This is a genomic window from Phycisphaerae bacterium, assembly GCA_018003015.1.
Taxonomy (GTDB): domain Bacteria; phylum Planctomycetota; class Phycisphaerae; order UBA1845; family PWPN01; genus JAGNEZ01.
Window position 1 is genome coordinate 31,565 of the sequence record JAGNEZ010000029.1, and the last position, 15,475, is coordinate 47,039.

The 15,475-nt window shown below is 65.1% G+C and carries 5 protein-coding genes; 3 read left to right on the forward strand and 2 right to left on the reverse strand.

From position 1 onward, the window contains the following. Positions 1–17 precede the first annotated feature (17 nt). The 3 genes from KA354_13885 to KA354_13895 are packed head-to-tail and all read left to right on the forward strand — an operon-like array spanning position 18 to position 11,081. Positions 18–4,031 (forward strand): FG-GAP repeat protein, encoded by a 4,014-nt coding sequence (locus KA354_13885; GenBank protein MBP7935733.1) that lies wholly within the window; start codon positions 18–20, stop codon positions 4,029–4,031. Between the two features lie 20 nt (positions 4,032–4,051). Then, positions 4,052–8,038, forward strand: coding sequence for a hypothetical protein (locus KA354_13890; GenBank protein MBP7935734.1), 3,987 nt, complete (start codon positions 4,052–4,054; stop codon positions 8,036–8,038). Between the two features lie 31 nt (positions 8,039–8,069). Beyond that, positions 8,070–11,081 carry a S8 family serine peptidase gene (locus tag KA354_13895; GenBank protein MBP7935735.1) on the forward strand — a complete coding sequence of 1,004 codons (3,012 nt, stop codon included), beginning with the start codon at positions 8,070–8,072 and terminating at the stop codon, positions 11,079–11,081. Positions 11,082–11,202: 121 nt separating this feature from the next. Here the strand turns inward: KA354_13895 and KA354_13900 are convergent, their stop codons facing one another. Both KA354_13900 and KA354_13905 read right to left on the reverse strand, forming a co-directional pair. Next, on the reverse strand, positions 11,203–12,684 hold the full coding sequence (locus tag KA354_13900) for a hypothetical protein (protein ID MBP7935736.1): 1,482 nt from the start codon (positions 12,682–12,684) through the stop codon (positions 11,203–11,205). A gap of 11 nt (positions 12,685–12,695) precedes the next feature. Beyond that, positions 12,696–15,395, reverse strand: coding sequence for a hypothetical protein (locus KA354_13905; protein ID MBP7935737.1), 2,700 nt, complete (start codon positions 15,393–15,395; stop codon positions 12,696–12,698). Between the last annotated feature and the right edge of the window lie 80 nt (positions 15,396–15,475).

Here is a 15,475-nt window from a genome sequence, read left to right on the forward strand (position 1 = left end):
TGCTGGAGCATGGAGTTATGAGAAGCACGCGCAAGTGGCGACCGGGTCTGGGTATTCTCGCGGTGTCCGTGGCCACCCTGTTGCCACTCCTGCTCGGCCAGGGCTGTCCGGACATCGCCGATCTCAGCAGTGCCATCACCGGCAACATCTCCGGGAGCCTCACCGGAACGACCACTCTCATCGTGCACTCGCCGTCCGTGGCCCAGACGGTTCGGATCGGCGATGCCTTGACCATGGTCTACGACGTGAGTAGCTCCGCCTCGAACGTGGTCGCCTTCTACGACCGCGACGGCGTTGCCGGCAGCGGCGACGAGGTGGTTTTTGCCACCTCCCTCGCCGCCGGCACGGGCAAGGTGGTGACGCTGCAGACCGGCACCCTGGCGGCGGGCACGCTGCGCGTGGGCATCCGGGCGACCATCGGCCTGCAGACCCTGACCGCGTATGCCCCCGGCGTCGTGACCCTGCAGGCCGGCGTGGCCGTGACTTGGGTCTCCCCGGCCGCTCCGGTCAGTCTCGCCGCGGGCGCCAGCCTTCCAATAGAGTTTGATGCTGGCACAACCCAGTTCCAGTATCGGCTGTTCTACGACCGCGATACCACCGTCAATTCCAACGAGACAACCATCCACCAGGCAACGGTCAACGGTTCCTCGACCGTGGAAAGGACCTTCAACACCGCCTCGCTCACCACCGGCGTCTATAACATCGGCGTGGTCGTCACCCCGGCCACGGGTTCACCGATCGCGAGCTACAATCCCGCGACGCTGACCGTGACGACCGGCGTCTACATGGAGATCCTTTCGCCTACCGTCGGCCTGGTCGTGCAGCCGGGCGAGTTCGTCCAGGTCCTCGTGGCCGCTAACGACCCGTCGAATCCAACCGCCAGCGTACGCACCTTCTACGATCCCGATACCACCTTCGGCAACGGCAACGAGACCACCATCGCGACCTTCCCCGCATCCGTCGGCGGCACGAACTGGAATACCACCGGCGTGATCACCGGCGAGTATTACGTCGGCGCCGAGCTGCTCAACGGCCAGAGCCCTCCGTTGACCCGGTACAGTGCCGGCGTCGTTCAGGTCGGCAGCGGCGGCGGCGGCACGGGCGAGGCGTCACTCTCCGTGACCTCTCCCCTGACCGCCGCGAGCATCCTGGAAGGTAATACCTACCGGATCAACTGGACAACCAACCTGCGACGCAGCGAAGGCACGGTCCGGGTCTTCCGCGAGCCGGACGCCGACAACGACGGTGAGCCCGATGGCGAGGCGACTCGAGTGACCATCGTCGATGGCCTCGAAGCCCTGACCCAGTTCGTGGACTTCAAGACCACCGGCGCGATCGGCAAGTTCTTCATCGGGGCGACCTTGACACCGGTGACCGGCGACCCCGTGACCGACTACGCCCCGGGCACCTTGACCGTTGTGCCGAAGACCTTCTGGGTGGGCGACTTCGCCACCAAGCGGGACAACACCGGCAACGTGGTGCCCCAAACCGGCTTCGCCCGCGGGGCCATCTTCCGAGGCCATAACTTCGGTGACAACCTGGGCAGCGCCCTGCTCGCCGCCGACGACTACGACGGCGATGGCCGTAATGAGATCATCATGGGCGCTCAGTTCGGCAAGCCGTTCTTCGCCCGCGCCGAGGGACGAGGAGCCGGCGAGGCATACCTGATCTACGGCCAGGCGGCGCGGTATTCGGGTCACTACTACGCCAATAGCGTCGGACTGGGAGCCACGACCACCACCGACGCAGCTCTCCCCGGCACCATCCTGACAGGCGTCGTGCCCAACCCTTACGCCGGCGACGATCTCGTCAACGTGAGCCTCGCTCGGGCCGGTTCCTCGATTCCGTATACTGTCGAAGGCGGCGTCGCCCAGCCGTACGCCACCGAAGGCCTTCGGTCGATCACCTTGATTCCCGACCAGGATGGTGACAACCGTCAAGAACTCGTCTTCGGCTTCCCGTACTGCAACTCGTTCAGCTTGAGCAACCAGGTGGTCGATGGGATTCATCCCGCGCCCCTGCCCGCGTTGGGCCGGTTGGAAAACAACGGGCACTTCCTGCGCGGCGGTGTGATCACCCTGTCCAGCCGGAACTCGCTGCTCGCCAACCGCCGGGCCGTCAGCCGCCATTTTGACCGCGTCATTCAACTCGACGAGGTCGGCCAGGTGTTCGAGGATATGGGTGTCGATCCCGGCTGGGGTAATCCGCCTTCGGTGGCCGACGTCTGCCCCAACTTCCCCAACACCACCCTCGACGGAACCGAGGAGACGATCGTGTTCCCGTGCGAAGGCTTCTTCCAGAGCACGGAAGGGACCATCAGTCCGCCACGGTTGGCGACATCACTCGCCGCAGGCGGCCTGGTCATCGCCCCGGAGACGACCTACTGCATGGGCGGAGAGGTGGTCAATCTCTCCCAGATCGACCCGCCACCCGGACCCAGCGAGCTCGGCTTCATCGGCGGCCGCCAAGTGGCAGGACCGAACGGCACCGACCAGTGCACGCCGAACGTCAACCTCGGCCCAATCTTCGGAGAATGGCCACTGTTCGGTACCATGGCCGTTCTGGGTACGGGTTTCTACAGCACCGGGGTCACCCACGACACCCGGGTCATGTCCCCGCCCCGAGAGCCCTACGGATGCCGGATCCTCGGTCAGACCACCAGCCAGTGCCCCGACCCCGCCGCCTGCTTGTCCACCGCCAACCGCTTCGGACACAGCGTGTCAACTTCCGGCGACTTCCTGCTGGTCGGAGCCCCGCTGCGTACCGCCCTTCGCGCCGAGACACCGTCGCTGCCGACGGCGACGCGCGAGCAGGCCGGCGAAGTCTATATGCTCCAACTGAAGCGACCGGGGGCGCCCGACAACCAGTACCTCTGGACCACCCCGGCTCACGGCGACAATGAGACGGTTCCCGCGCCCCATAACTACATCATCGGCGACCTCGGCTACGTTCGCGCCGAGGTCCTCGATAGCCGCCGCTACGACAAGCCCGGCGATGTGGACTTCGAGATATCCAACCCCATCCGCATCATCGGAGCCTCCGCCGGCGACCAAGTGGGCGACGTGACCGGCTTGGCAGACATCAACAACGACGGTGTCGATGATGTCGCCGTCGGTGCGCCGGGCGCGGCCAGGATGCCCAACGAGACCTTCCCGCGTGGGGCGGTCTATGTCCTGTACCGCCGCCAGCCCGAGATCGAGGCGGACTACCTGCTCGAAGACTTGGCCCGCGATCCCGCCTCAGACCCGCAACGCCTCAACGGCCTGATGATCATCGGCCAGCCGGGCGAGAACATCGGACGGTCGCTGGCCGGTGGCGGCGATCTCAACGACGATTACAACAAAGATGGGTACGCCGACCTGCTGATTGGCAGCCCCGACGCCTTCACCGCCGGCGGCGCCCAGTCGGGCGAGGTGTTCATCCTGTTCGGCGGCCGCAACCTGCTCAACCCGGCCGGCGGCATCACCCTCGGCGACCTCCGGGACGCCGGTTACGGCATGCTCCTCACCGGGGCGGGCACCGGACATCACGCCGGCATCACCGTGGCGAACGCCGGCGATTTCAACGGCGACGGCACCCCCGATATCCTCATCGCTGCACCGGATGCCAGCCCGTCGTTTACGTTCACTCCCGGCGGCGACGGCACCTACGCCGCCGCCGGTACCGCCCACGGGGTCGACCTGGACGGCAACGGTGTGGCCGACGACCGCAACCTCGACGGCGACCCCGATGACCTCACCGGCGCCGGCGTTGTCTACGTGGTCTTTGGCGGCACCCACCTGACCGGGACGATCTCCTTGGGCCAGATCGGGAGCGACAATCTGCCCGGCGTCATGTTCGTCGGCAGCAACGGCGGCGACGCCTTGGGCGGCGGCCTCACTCAAAACGGCCTCCTGTCCAAGGGCGTTGCGTCCGCGGGCGATCTCGACGGCGACGGCCGAGCCGATCTCCTGATGAGCTCGATTCTGGCCTCACCCGAGGGTAAGACGGCCGCCGGTGAGGTATACTTGATCTACGGCTTCAAGCCCTGATCCTTGTGAGGTGGATGGTCATGGTGTTTGCCCGAAACTTGGTCGTCCCTGCGGAGGGCGTCGGTATGCGCTCGCGGTTCACTGATCCGGCCCGATTTGGCGGTTGTCTTCCCGTTGTTATGGCCGTCTTCCTGGTTGGCGGACTCCTGGCCGGCCAAGCCTCGGCCCAGACCGCCGTGGTCGCGGATGGCGTCTTGACCTTCACGGCCACCGGGGCCGACGAAACCATCCAGTTGACCACCGACGTATTCGCGGCAGACAGCGTCGCCGCCGGCGTCCCGGCCGAGGATACCGCCGTCGTTCAGATACTCTACGCCGTCAAGCCCGGCGCTCCGGTGGCCTTCTTCGTGGCCGGCGGTAACGTGGCCAGCCAGGCCGACCTGGATGCCATCACCTTGGATGCGGTCTCCTCGATCGTCGTCCGGGCCATGGCCGGCGCCGATGATGTGGATTGCAGCATGTTCGCCGGTGACGACACCCCGCCGGTAGAGGTTTGGGGCGGCCCAGGCGACGACATCATCACCGGCAGCGGCGGGGACGATACCCTCAACGGCGAGGGCGACAACGACCTCATCAACGGCGGCAAGGGCAAGGACGCCATCGACGGTGGCGGCGGAGACGACATCCTCAACGGCGGCGAGGATGAGGACACCATTGCCGGGGGTGGCGGCAACGACCTGGTTCGAGGCGACAGAGGGGCTGACGAACTGGGTGGCGGAGGCGGATTCGACGTCCTCGACTACGCCACCGACGCGGGGCTCTACGCGGTCGTCGTCAGTCTGGACTCCAATACCGCTACAGACGGGTGGGGCGATGCGGACGCCCTGGCGGACGATACCTTCGCCGCCATTCGCGGAAAAGGCACCAACGACACACTGACCGGTGATCCCATCCGCCCAACCACAATCCTCGGTGGCGGCGGCGACGACACCATCACCGGTGGAAGCCAGCGCGATGTGCTCCTGGGTGACAGCGGCAACGACACCATCGACGCGGGGACCGGGAACGTCGGCGACATCGTGTTCGGTGGAAGCGGCAATGACATTATCTACGGCCGGGAGGGCGGCGATCTCCTCGTGGGTGACGGCCCCTTGCCACCCGACTGGGGAGCGACCGGATCGGGTGACTACGATCCGCTGGTGACGGCCGTGGGCCCGATTCCCTGGGACGCCATGCTGGATCCGGCCGCGATGATCGCCTCAACCTCGATCGGTAATGATGACATCTTCGGCGGCGACGGCTCCGATTTCATCTACGGATGTGGCGGCAGCGACCGGATCATCGGCGACGAACACCAGGATGCGGCCAACGCCGGCGGCGATACGATCTACGGCGATTTCGATTACGACATCAACGCTGACGGCTTCATCGGCCTCAACGCCCCAGGAGGCCCCGACGAGGTGGGAACCGCCCTGGCGGGAACGGGCATCTTCGCCGGCGCCGCCGATGAAATCATGGGCTGCGCCGGGGCAGACATCATCTACGCCGGTGCCGGAAACGACATGGTCAGCGGTGGCGACGGCGGGGATACCATCGAAGGCGGAACGGGAATGTTCGATACGCTCTATGGCGGAGCGGTCGGCTATGATCCTGAAACCGACTTCCCAACCTGGCTCCCGACCAATGACGGCAGCGCCGCCGACACTGTGACTTTTGTCCAGATCCCCCTGGTGGCGGAAGGCGGGGCCAGTGTCCTCCTCGACCTGGGGGCGGGCACGCTTGACTCCGGCGGATTCGCCATGGATGACGGCAGCGGCGGCCTCGATCTCCTGTTCGGCTTTGAGAACGCCACCGGCTCAGTCAACGACGATATCCTCTACGGAACCAACGCGTTTCGCCTTCCCGACATGATGCTGCCGCCGAACCCGGATGCCAACATGGTGGACCGGGATAACATCCTCATCGGTATGGGCGGCAACGATATCATTGTCGGGCGCATGGGCAACGACTACCTGGTCGGCGATGATCCCATGGATATCACCGTGGTCGGTAACGATCAGATCTGGGGCGATATGGGCGATCACACCAACCCGGCCTTGGCGGGCAACGACCTCCTTGACGGCGGCCCGGGCGACGACCAGCTGCACGGTGAGGGTGGCGACGACACCATCGGCGGAGGTGCCGGCACCAATGTGCTCTACGGCGGACCCGGCGAAGATATCCTCGATTACAGCGGTTTTGCCGGTACGGTCACCGTCGACCTGAGCGCCGCGGGCAACGGAACCACGACCGGCGACTTCGACGGCGATGGCAACAACGATACCACCGACACAATCCCCACCTGCGACAACCTGACCCCGGCTCCGGTCCCGAACGGCGCCGCCGTCGCTCTGGCGGCCATCGACTGCACCCTGGCAGTGAACAAGGACCTGGACCGCTTCGAAGTCGTCCAGGGCGGTTTCGGAAACGACACCATTCGCGGCTACGCCGACTTCCCGACCGAGATCTACGGCCTCTTCGGTGACGACACATTGACCGGCGGCGCCAAGGCGGATCTGGTGGACGGAGGGGCCGGCAACGACACCATCGAGGGCTTGGCGGGCGACGACGTGTTGCTCGGTAACGCCGGTACGGATACGGTGACCTACGCCTCTTCGGCCGCCAATCAGCCCGTGACCGTCAACCTGCGAACCTTGGGTATCCAGGACACCGTCTCCGCGGGCTTCGACACCCTCAGCGGATTCGAGAACTTGACCGGGGGAGCCGGCAATGACACGCTCATCGGCGATTCGTACCCGAATGTCATCACCGGCGGCCTGGGCAACGACTATCTCCTCGGACAAGGTGACCAGGATGTCTTCCAGAACGGCCACTGGGTCGTGCTGGAGGACACCCTCGATGGCGGAGGTGGAACCAACTACGCCGACTACCGCTTCGTCCCCGATGCGACTCCGAACACCAACGCCAACGTTCCAGGTGGGTACGGGGTCGATCCCGGCAATCCCAACCACGTGCTCCACGACGGCTTCGGTGGAAGCGATGTCCTGCTGAACATCGCCGCCAAACTGGCTCCCAACGCTACCCTGACCGTCACCACCGGCCCGGACCAGGTCATCAAGCCGGGCGGCAGCGTCACCCTGGCGGGTGCGGCCACCGGCGGGGCCACCGGCGTCGCCGCCAACTACAAGTACGTCTGGAACACCGAGCCGCCGACGGCCATGCCCCCCGGCTCCGCGTGGGATGACTGCACCGTGACCATTCCCGGTCTGAGCAACCGCTGCATTGCCCAGCCGGTCGCCTCACCGGAGACGACCACCACATACCGGCTGACGGTTGTTGACTTGAACTCGGGAACCGACACCAACCAGTTGGTCGCCTCCGATTTCGTGAAGGTGACCGTGGCCACCGAACTGGTCGTCGATGCGGGCAATGACCACAGCATCAGCGTCGGTGGCAGCACTCAGTTGACGGGTGTTGCCACCGGCGGCGTGACGCCGTATACCGTGTCGTGGGCCCCGGCTACGGGGTTGTCCAGCACCACCATCCTCCTGCCTGTCGCGTCGCCCTCGACGACCACCAGCTACACGCTGACCGTCACCGATCAGACCGGACAGACCGTGAGCGACAGCGTCACCGTCCGGGTGGCCAACGCCTTCTCCGTGAACGCCGGCCCGGATGTGACCATCAACGAGGGCGCGAGCACCCAGCTGACCTGCCTGGCCAACGGCGGAACCGAACCCTACACCTATCTGTGGAGCCCCGCGACCGGCCTGAGCTCGACGACCATCACCAGCCCAGTGGCGAGTCCGACGGTGACGACAACCTACACCGTCCAGGTCACCGACGCCGCGTCGCGGATCACGACCGACTCCGTCGTCGTGACCGTGCTGCCCGTATCGGCCCAGCATCCCGATCCGGAACCAACCGGCCCGGATGACTCGACCACCACCGGCCAGGACTCGCCCACCAATCGGATCGTCCCGCTCTGCGGCAGTGGCGCCGGTCTGACGTTCGGGCTGATGAGCGCTTTGTTCATGGCCATGCTGCGGCGCAGGAATTGGAGATGACCACGGTCCCCCCAAGGGAGTGAGGATAGCGATGCGATCCAACCGGATGGGTATTCGTGTGCAGGTTCGACCACTGACCGGCCCGCTGGTAATCATCGCCTGCGCGATGGCTGGCGCCGCGGCATGGAGCTCAGCCGCCTATGGCGCCGGCGGTGCTACGGGGCTGGTGACACAGTCCGCTACGGAGTACACGCTTGTCCTCGATCCTCGACAGTCGAGCGAAGCCATCACTCAGCGCCTGGCGAGCGCCGGCCACCCGAGCATCAGCCGTATTCCCGGCTTGCCGCCCCGCTTCGCCCACTACCGCTTGATTACCGTGCCCGCGGCGGATCAGACCACCAAGGATCAGCTCCTCGCTGTGGATGGCGTCCTGGCCGTTCGAAACGTCCATCGTTGCGCCAGCCTCGACTACCCGATCCTGGAAACCGGCCAGATCATCGCCAAGTTCAAGCCCGGTACTCCCTATGCCCAGGTGCAGTCCACCGCGGCTCGGCACGGCTGCACGATTCGACGGCAGTTCGCTTTGCTCAACCAGGTCTACGTGCTCAATCTCAACGATTCAACCCTCACAGGTATGCAGTGCGCCGCGGCTCTTGCCGCCGAGCCCAACGTGGTGTTCAGCCATCCAAGTCTCCTCTTCAAGCTGGAGAAACACGCGGAGTCGATCGACGACCCGCTCTATCCCTATCAGTGGCACCTCCAGAACACCGGACAGTTGCCCGGTGCGACGCCTGGGGAGGATATCAAGGCCCCCGAAGCCTGGGAAATCACCCAGGGACAGGGCGCCGTTATCGCCGTCATCGACGATTCAATTCAGAAAGACCACGAGGATCTGAAGGACAACTACTTGACCGGCGTGGACATGCTGGGCTCGACATTCAACGACGACTGGAGCGACCCCTCATGGGTCGTTCCGGGTGACTCGGATGGCGACCCGAGCCCCTATTTCGGACCTGATCCGTACCTCGGCACGGTGACGGGTCTGTATGGCGAGTTTCATGGTACCTGCGTGTCCGGCATCATCTGCGCCCGAGCCAACAACGTCGGGGTACGCGGCGTGGCCCCGATGGCCAGCCTCGTGGGCTGCAAAATCGGCTTGGGCAGCCTCTACACCATGGATCAGGATGTGGCCGACGCTTTCATCTTCGCCGAGACCAACGGCGCCATGGCGGTGAACAACAGCTGGGGCGGTCCCGGTCAGGCAATCCTCCCCACCATCCCCAACACGAGTCTCATGCTGCCCGATTTGATCAGCGAGACAATCAAGACCGTCTCCACCGTGGGACGCGGTGGACGCGGCATGCTGGTGCTCTACTCCGCCGGCAACTCAAGCATGCTGATCAGTTTCGGTAACATCTACGGAGGCGTGCCGCAGGTGATGGCCATCGGTGCCACCATGCGAAACGGCCTGATTGCCTGTTACAGCGACTACGGCCCCGAAATGTCCGTCTGTGCCCCCGGCGGCGGATCGGCGGCCCCCCGGGACACCATGGGCGGCGGCATCGCTCTCAGCGACTGCTTCGAGGCCGATATCGCGACCACCGACGACTCGGAAGTCCCCGGCTACTGGATCACCAACTACGATCTGGTGGGCAATACCTGGGTGTTCTTGCCCGGCTATCCGATCCGCGGCCTTAACCCCCCGATGAAGTTCCTTACCTCCGGGACCTACTTTCCGGGGCCAAACTGCATTCCCTCTTGGCCCGGCGGCACTTTCTGCATCCCTCAAGTGCCTGATAACTATGAAACCGTGGACTTCCCGCAGCAGGACTACACGCGGCACATGAATGGCACCTCGGCGTCATGCCCGGTCGTGACCGGCGTCGCCGCCCTCACGTTCAGCATCAATCCGAATATGACTGCTCAGGAGGCTCGCAATCTCATCGAGCACACCGCCGACCGGATTCTGGCACCCAACGAGTACTGGGATCCGATCACCGGCCACAACGACCGCTACGGGCACGGGCGGGTCAATGCCTATCGGGCCGTGCAGGCCGCCCAGGCCGCCAAGACTTGGCCGAGCCCGATCAAGAACATCCAGAACGTCAGCTCACAGGCTCTCGTCCGCCTCTTCTGGGAGTTCCCGGATTGGGATGAGGATGGATTCGCCGATGCCGATGCCGCAGCCGTCCTGATCGTGCGGGCGCCTAGCGGTAAGCTGCTCTGGGCCCCGACCGACGGCGTCGAATACACCGTGGGCCAGCAGGTCGCACCGGGCGTGGTGGTCGTGGCCAACTCGCTGATCGATACGCTTGATCAGACCGGCCTCCAGGCCGGCAAGTACGACTTCGCGTTCTTCACCCGGAACGGCTCCAACTACTACTCCTGGGGCCGCAGCGTGACCGTCACCACCACCGGAACCATCACCATGCCCCTCGCCTCGATCTCGGCTGCGCCGGTCGCCGGGCGAGCTCCGCTGACAACCCACTTCGCCGCCGGCGTCATCGATCCCAGCCACGGCGTGAAAAACCTGACCTACCAGTGGGACTTCGGTGACGGAACCGCAATCAGTAACGAAGTGACGCCCGATCATACCTACACCATCGCCGGCGAGTACTTCCCCCAGGTGACGGTCACGGATTCCGCCGGGCTCTCCGCCAAGGCCAGCACACGCATCGTCGTCTCCGGCGCCGCCAACAAGCCCCCGCAGGCCAGTATCGTGGCGAGCAAGACCAGCGGACAGGCGCCGCTGCCCATCGTCTTCCAGGGCTTCGGTACCGATGCGGATATCGGCGGTTTCATCGTGCGGTATGACTGGGACTTCGGTGACGGCTCGACCGCCTCCGGCCAGATCGTGGAGCACGTCTTCGTGGCCGGCGGGACCTACGGCGTCAGTCTGACCGTAACCGACGACCAGGGCGCCTCCGGCAGCACCAGCATCCTCATCAGCGTGAGCGGGGCAAGCTCGACCTTGGCCGAAACCGATCCGCCCAATACCTTGGGTCGGTCCCTGCCCCAGTGCGGCATGGGCCTGCCGGTGGCCCTAATCGGCGTCTCGGTGGGGCTCGTGACCATGCGCACCGGCCGCCGCCGACGCACTTGAGATCAACACCAAGCATCGCCCGCCTCCCGGTGGGTACGGCATGGGACCGGCGGAAGGCACACCCCTTCGACCGGCCCGTGCGTTTCCGTGCCACCCGGCCGTCTGAACGTGCGGCGCTGATCTACAACTTCACGCGGGTCACCACGATCCCTTCAGGATCCCGGTAGGTCTTGGCGTCGTCCTCGGTGCGAACGGTCGCACATCGGGTCAGGAAATACAGCGTCGGCTCGACGATGTGCTGGTTGTTCAGGAAAGGTTCTGTGTACTTGATGGCTCCGTACTTGGCCTCGTCGATGTGGTGCTGCCGCCCCACGCGATCATCCCAGTCCACGCCCTCGGTCAGGAAACCGTGCGGGCCGTAATGATGCTTGGCCGCGGCCCGCAGGATGGTCAGCCCGTCGGTTAGGTACCTCACCTCCCCCGTGTCCGAGTAGGCCTCCAGGAAGGCCAGCGATGCTTCGGCGTTCTCCCACATGTACGACGTATTCCAGCTGTCCTCCATGAACAGCAGGCCGGTCGTCGGGAGTCCGTTGCGATCCTCACTCATCTTGAACCGCTCCAGGCGCGGCAGGATCTTCTCCAGGGCGAATCGGCCCAGGGCCGGGTCCCCCAGAACCTGGCCGGCGCGGCGGATGACTCGGAACGCGGTCGAGCAGGTCACGTTCTCCTCGGCGTCGTAGGTGTCATGGTTGATGCTGGCATAGAATCCGCCCGCCCGCATGAAGGCCTGGACCCCGGTCCGCAACTTCTCCCGGTAATCGCCCAGCTTCCGGTCGATCATCTCCGCCCATAATTGCAGGATGAACAAGCCGTCGCCACTGGTGGCAAAGAAGGCATCGTCGCCACCCTCGGCCGCCCGCGGATACGAGCTGCCGTCCGGTGTGCAGCGGCGGGGAAACCAGCCGTTGGCCAGCGGCTTGAGGTGAGCATCGAGCCAGCGGGCGTATGCGACGGCCGCAGCCCGCAGCCGGCTCCGGCGGCGCTCGTCGAGATCCGAACAGAACAGCATCTGAACCGCCACTTTGGCGGTCGAGCCAGGACAAAACCAGTCGTTCGTGTGCTTGAAATTGAGCACGATCCGATCGGTGGGAATGTGCCGGTACCCGCGGATCAAACCGCTACCGGTGTCGATGAAGCCATTGTCGAGAACGTGGTCGATGACCGAAAGGGCGGTCCGTTCCATGTCCATCTTGCCGGTAAACCGGGCCCATCGAATTAGTTCGTAAGCCCCACCAACGGCATTGGCCGCCCACCCCGGGCCTTCCAGCGGGCCAAAGTCGTGCCAGCCCATGATCGCAGCGTCGGGATCAACGAAACTCGATTTGGAGCACGCTCGGCCACGGCAAGTGGTCATGCACCGGGTGAGCGTAAACCGGAGCGAGTCGGCGGCACTGTCGAAGATCGTGTAACGCGGATTCTCCGGGACGTAGAATCGGCCGGGGGAGAGCGAGCCCCGGGAGGCAGGAAGGCTAGACGACGGCCGGCTCTCGGCGGCTTCGACCGCGTACCGGGCCTGAGGCCAGCTGGCCGTCAGACTCGCCATGGCGGCTCCACCCATGTGACGGAGAAAGCCGCGGCGATCCAATTCCGTGACACGATGCATGGCTCACCTCCCTAACGCCGGATCTCAACCTCCCACCGGACCGGTCGGTCACCTGCCACCAGGGCCACGTCCTCGCCCGCCTTCACGGTCTGACCACCAAGCCGAACCGTACTCGCCCAGTCACGCGTGTGCAGCACGACTCGTGTCGGAGGTGTCCGCACGGGGACGGCGACTTCCAGGACTGCGGTTCTGCCGTCTTGGGCGATCGCCAGGTTCATCGTGAGCGGCCCAAACCGCGTGAGCACGTTTCTCAGCGACGTCTTCGCGCCGGGAGCCAGCCAGGTCGACGGCAAGCCTTCGAGCAGATGCAGCTCGGCCCCTCGCTCGATACAGAGCAGGTGGGCTGTCAGCCGGATGAACTCCGCGCTGGCCCAGTTGTGGGGCATGTCGCCGCAGATCTCCTCCGCCGAACCAACGGGATTCTGCTCCTCACGCCAGGCGAGCAGCGGAGAGGAGTGATTGCCAAAGGCGTAGAGCACCTCGGCCGCTTTCCTGCCCTGCCCCAGCCAGGCGAAGGCGTGCCCGTAGAACGACCCGCCGTAGCCCCAGATACCCGCGTCCAGCCAGCCGGTACCCTTGACCAACCCCTGGCATTCGTTGTCGGTCAGGCTGGCCATTGTGCCGAGCAGGATCGGATCACTGGACGCGAACAGCTCTCCGGGGTAGACACCGTGCAGGAAAGCCCACAGAGCTTTGTGTGGGGCCTTCTTCAATGGGCGATCCATGGGGATGGGCAACATGCGGTTGCCGAACGAGTCGGCGTATAGGTCGCGGGCCGCGGCCTTCGCGAAGGTCGCCCACATGTCGTCGTATTCGGCCGCCCAGCGCTTGGCCGAACCTGCCTTGCCCATCCGCTCGGCCATGGCGACGGCCGACTTCAGGCCAGTGAGAATCCAGTAGACGTTGGTGTACTCGCTGATCGGACCGCCAAGTCCGCCGTCAGGGAAGCCGGGGGGCACCAGCCCTGCGTGCAGGGCCCTCGGATCGGCCGAGGCCCGCTTGCGAAGTTCGGCGATGAGACTGACCGCCTTCTCGACTCGTGGCCAGGTTTCCTTCAGCCACTCCCGGTCGCCGGTCAACTGTTGGTGGCGGTCGATGACCCACAACACGATGCCCGTTTCCTTCCAGTGCTGATTGAGCAGCTCGAAAGAACCATCCGGCCGCTGCTGGCTCAACATGTACTGCACGCCGGCCCGGGTCTCTTTGGCCCGATCCAGCATGGTCACTGCCTCGAGCAGAAAGGCCCCGTCCACGATCCACAAGCCTCGATAGCAGGTCGGCCCGACCTGGAATGCGGGTAGGCCGTCCTTGATCTCGCGAGCCTGATAGATGTTGCGAATGCAGGAGTCGATCAGGGCCTGCAACCCGGCGTCCGGCACCGTCATTCCCCCGTAGGGGAGATCGGCTTTCTGCCAGTACTCGCGTGCCTTGCCCAAAGCCCCTTCCGCCTGCTGAACCGTCCAGCTCTGCGGATCCGCCGCTCGGGTGATCGCGACGACGAAGCTGTGCGTTTCGCCAGATCGCAGCGTTGTGGTCGTGAGTGCGATCGTCGCTTCCCGTTCGGCCACCTTCGCCGATTCCACCCCGCCGCAGCAACGAACCATGGGCTGCCCACCGACCCAGAGCGTAGCCGTCGGCTCGTCGTAGCGAATTCCGAGCTGCGACTGCACCCGGATCACCGGCCGGGCCTCGGGACGCAACGAGGCGGTGGCCCGAACCGAGGCCAGTACGAGGTCCGCCCGCGGTGTTCTTTGTGGTGAGCCGGCATGGCGGCCGCCGGGCAGATAGCCTACGGCCTTCGTGGTGGCTTCGCCTCGGATGACTGCGTCGAGGTCCGGCTGCTGCTCGAACACCCAGAGGGCGTTGAGGATGGTGTTCTTGTCCGAAGCGACCGCGGCGGCGCTGACCTCAATATCGAGCCATCCGTCGCCGTTCAGATCCTTGGCATCGACCGCCTTGGCGAACGCCACATTCTGGCCACGGTCCGCGATCGGATCGACCTGGTTCCGGATCTTGCCCTCGACCCGAAGCTCGAGCACCCGCTTCCCGGGCTTGTTCCAGTAACCCTCACACAGGCCGAAGACGACACAATAATCCTTGCCAGCCTCGGCCTTGAAGCGGTAGCGGAGTGATGTGCCGAAACCGACGTCGATGTCAGCGAAGACCGCCCCGGCCGGAGCCTTGGGTCTGGCCCAGCCAAGGTTGGGAGCAAACTGGCCGAGCCGTTCGATACCACGCCCCGAGCTCAGTCTCGCAAACTCCTGCGTGGGTGTCGACGGCCACGCGGCCTGGTCGGTGACCGCGAACGCCTGCGTGGTCAGCTCCAGCGACCCTTGCTTGGCGGTCGTGATCACGATGGGCACGCGCGGCTCGTCCAGCCGCTGGTCGGTCCATGTGACCGGCTCCCCGTCCAGCCCAATGGTGATCCGCGTGCCAAACTGAGCGAATTCGCCGGGATAGTCGTACAGCATTGCCCCATCCTTGCCCACGAGCGTCTTCTGCCAGTCGTCGGGCAGGCAGATCGAGGTCTGCCAGTAGGATGGCTGAAAACGGTGGTCGAGCACAAAGGGCTTGTCCAGCGACTTGCCCAGCTTGAGCCCGGGGCACGAGACCTCGCCCTCGCGGTATTGGAGCTGGACGTCAGCCGCGGTGACGAAGCTGGCGAGCATCAGGAAAAGATGGGTCCCGGCAACAGTGGGTAGGCAACGCATGAGATGGCCCCGAGAACAAAGCAGGTACAAATGCCCTCGCTTGTCGCGTGATTATAGACGAGAGTGGCTGCTACGCCAGC

Bases quoted from the DNA above. Each gene is read 5' to 3' on its own strand.
- KA354_13895 (MBP7935735.1), top strand. From the start codon at position 8,070: ATGCGATCCAACCGGATGGGTATTCGTGTGCAGGTTCGACCACTGACC.
- KA354_13890 (MBP7935734.1), top strand. From the start codon at position 4,052: ATGGTGTTTGCCCGAAACTTGGTCGTCCCTGCGGAGGGCGTCGGTATG.
- KA354_13900 (MBP7935736.1), bottom strand. From the start codon at position 12,684: ATGCATCGTGTCACGGAATTGGATCGCCGCGGCTTTCTCCGTCACATG.
- KA354_13885 (MBP7935733.1), top strand. From the start codon at position 18: ATGAGAAGCACGCGCAAGTGGCGACCGGGTCTGGGTATTCTCGCGGTG.
- KA354_13905 (MBP7935737.1), bottom strand. From the start codon at position 15,395: ATGCGTTGCCTACCCACTGTTGCCGGGACCCATCTTTTCCTGATGCTC.